Origin of the sequence: Halobacillus litoralis (assembly GCF_009856445.1) — a bacterium.
GTDB lineage: Bacteria > Bacillota > Bacilli > Bacillales > Halobacillaceae > Halobacillus > Halobacillus litoralis.
This window is the reverse complement of sequence record NZ_WMFA01000024.1, coordinates 1-3,275: the sequence shown is the minus strand read 5'-3', so window position 1 is coordinate 3,275 and position 3,275 is coordinate 1. Positions and strand designations below refer to the sequence as shown.

Here is a 3,275-nt window from a genome sequence, read left to right as displayed (position 1 = left end):
TGCCTTTTAGTGTTGGTTTCGAGAATCTATTCCATGGTAAAGGGGCGGAGGGAAACGGTGAGACTCCTATGGGACGTGTGGGACAGGTGAGACCCCGGAAGGCGTAGCCTGAGGAGGCTCACCGCCCGCCCCATGGAAAGCGAATCGTTTCCCGGAGCCCCTAGAATTGCAAAAAAGTATCGAAACTGAGTCTTCCACTAAAGGGCGCGTTAGTGGAGTATGTATGATTAATTATTTGAAATATTAAGAAAAATTGCTATAATAGAATTGGACAAACTGAACAGTCGCTCATTAAAAAGGAGGTCCTAATATGAAAAGAGAAGAACTGATTGCTCCTGAAAGATATAATGTTGTTTCTGAAATGGAGAAATACGCGAAAGAAACAGGGAGAAAAGCTCTGTTATGGTTGAACGAAAAAGGTGACCAGAAAGAAGTTACATATGAAGAGTTAATGAAAAATGCGAATAAAATTGGAAACGCTTTCCTTGAGCGAGGCTTGAAGCAGGGAGATAAAGTACTCGTTATGATTCCTCGCTTGATTGAAGCTTATCAAGTGTATATAGCCGCTCTTAAAGTAGGACTTGTCGTTATTCCAAGTTCTGAAATGCTGAGGACGAAAGATTTGCAGTATAGAATTTCTCACGGAGAAGTGAGCGGGGTCGTCAGCTATCACCCTTATACAGATCAGTTCCATGGCGTTCATGAGTTTGATGAGTTAATCACTTTTTCTGTAGGTGGGGCGAAAGAGAAATGGTATGATCTTGATTCTCTTATGGATGACAATAGTGAAGAGTTGTTACTTGCTGATACTTCAAGAGACGATATGGCTTTCCTTTCTTACACATCTGGTACAACAGGTAACCCGAAAGGTGTTGTTCATACACATGGGTGGGGGTATGCCCATTTAAAGACAGCTGCTGATAAATGGTTGGCGATCCAAGATGGAGATACGGTTTGGGCAACAGCTGGACCTGGCTGGCAGAAGTGGATTTGGAGTCCGTTTCTTTCGGTGCTCGGAACAGGGGCTAAAGGTTTGATTTATCAAGGGAAGTTCGATCCCAAAAAATATTTAAGCATGATGGATGAACATCATGTGAATGTTCTTTGTTGTACGCCAACGGAATATCGTTTAATGGCTAAAGTTGATAATTTAGTTGATTATAAATTAAAAGGACTGCATAGTGCGGTTTCTGCTGGAGAGCCGTTAAACCGTGAAGTCATCGACACGTTCCAAAAACATTATGATGTAACAGTACGTGATGGTTACGGTCAGACAGAAAATACACTTCTCGTCGGAATTATGAAAGATATGGAAGTGCGCCCTGGGTCAATGGGTCGTCCAACACCAGGGAATCAGGTCGAAATCATTGACGAGATGGGTGTGCCTGTAGAGGCAGGTGAAGTAGGAGACATTGCAGTACACCTTGATACTCCAGCTTTATTTAGGGAGTATTATAAAGATCCTGAACGTACGAAGATGTCCCGACGAGGCAACTATTACGTGACAGGTGACCAGGCTAAGATGGATGAAGAAGGTTATTTTTGGTTTGAAGGCAGGAGTGATGATATCATCATCAGTTCAGGTTATACCATCGGCCCGTTCGAAGTGGAAGATGCTCTTGTCAAACATGAAGCTGTCCAGGAATGTGCTGTTGTTGCAAGCCCTGATGAAGTTCGAGGAAATGTTGTAAAGGCCTATATTGTCCTTCAGCAAGGTTTTGAAGAAAATGAAGAATTGGTCTCAGATCTACAAAATCATGTAAAGGAACTGACAGCGCCTTACAAGTATCCTAGAAAAGTGGAATTCATTCAAGAATTGCCGAAGACGACATCTGGAAAAATACGAAGAGTGGAGCTTCGCCAAAAAGAGAAAGTGATGAAATAAATAAAACACAACAAACCTGAAGGTCGAGAAAGGCCTTCAGGTTTGTTATGCTGAAAAGGAATTTTTTAGAAAAGGAAGTGAAGAGGGACAGATGATTCGAAGTGTAAAGCTTGAAGATGCGGAAGGGCTTGTCCCCTTAATGGATGCCCTAGGTTACCCATCAAGTAAAGAACAGATGAAATACAGATTGGAAAGTATATTAGTTAAAGAACACTACCAAACCTTCGTCTATGAGGCGAATGGGGAACTGCTTGGTATGATTGGAATGACCTTCAATGAAGCCTACCACACAGATGCCCCCCACGTTAGGGTCATCGCTTTTGTTGTGTGTGAGACAGCACAAGGAAAAGGGATAGGAAGGATGCTTATGGAAAAGGCTGATGAATGGGCAATCACTAAAGGAGCGAAAACCATCATGTTGAATAGTGGAAATAGAGCGGACAGAAAGAAGGCACATGATGTCTATCATTCCTTTGGGTTTGAAGGAAAAGCGACAGGTTTTTATAAACCCCTCGGCTAAAAATAATCTTAGATGTTTAGACCATAATAAACACATGGAAATAATTTAGAAGGAGGGTGGAGTGCGGATGAAAATCAGACTGGAAGTTACATATAAAACCCCGAAGAAAACAGAAGCATTTTTCAGATCAGAAGAGATGAACATTGGACAGGCCTTGCTAATAACCGAAGATTTAGAAAAAACAGGACGCGCCAAATCCATTACCTTTATCGACGATTATGATACAACATGGAAGCGAAAGGATCTCCAAAAATATTTGGATGATCTTGAAACCGAGCCTCATGATATTACTGTCTATTTTGATGGTGGATATGATATAAAAGAGCGTAAGGCAGGCCTTGGGTGTGTTATTTATTATATTCAAAGCGGGAAAGCGATGCGTTTAAGAGTAAATGCCCTTGTTGACGAACTGGATACAAATAATGAGGCGGAGTACGCGGCCTTACATTTAGCCATTCAAGAATTGGATTTTATGGGAGTTCATCATATTCCTGTTCGGTTCGTAGGAGACTCTCAAGTGGTGATTAATCAACTGAACGATGAGTGGCCTACGATGGAAAAGGCTTTAAATAATTGGGCTGACCGTATTGATGAAAAAATAAAGGAGATGGGAATTGCCCCTTCCTTTGAAGTTATTTCAAGGAAGGATAACGGGGAGGCTGACCGACTTGCTACACAAGCTTTAAAGGGAGTAAAGGTGACAAGTCGATCGGAGTTGGAATGAAAAAAAAACCGGTGGATATTGGAGTGACACAGTTAAATAAGACTCAATAAAACACCTAGGCTGCCATTACTCTGAATTCAATTGGAGTTTGGCAGTTTAGCTTTTTAAATGGTCGACAATAATTATAATAATACATGTACGTTTCT

At 41.5% G+C, this 3,275-nt stretch carries 3 protein-coding genes; all 3 read left to right on the top strand.

What is annotated here, in order from left to right; genetic code table 11:
- Positions 1-310 precede the first annotated feature (310 nt).
- The 3 genes from mbcS (at position 311) to GLW00_RS20165 (ending at position 3,129) form a co-directional block, all read left to right on the top strand.
- Complete coding sequence (gene mbcS, locus GLW00_RS20175; RefSeq protein ID WP_160917064.1) at positions 311-1,885, top strand: acyl-CoA synthetase MbcS; 1,575 nt, start codon at positions 311-313, stop codon at positions 1,883-1,885.
- A 91-nt stretch (positions 1,886-1,976) separates the two neighbouring features.
- A complete protein-coding gene (locus tag GLW00_RS20170) occupies positions 1,977-2,405 on the top strand; it encodes a GNAT family N-acetyltransferase (protein ID WP_160917062.1) in 429 nt (142 codons plus the stop codon).
- A gap of 67 nt (positions 2,406-2,472) precedes the next feature.
- Complete coding sequence (locus tag GLW00_RS20165) at positions 2,473-3,129, top strand: reverse transcriptase-like protein (RefSeq protein ID WP_160917060.1); 657 nt, start codon at positions 2,473-2,475, stop codon at positions 3,127-3,129.
- The last annotated feature ends 146 nt before the right edge of the window (positions 3,130-3,275 follow it).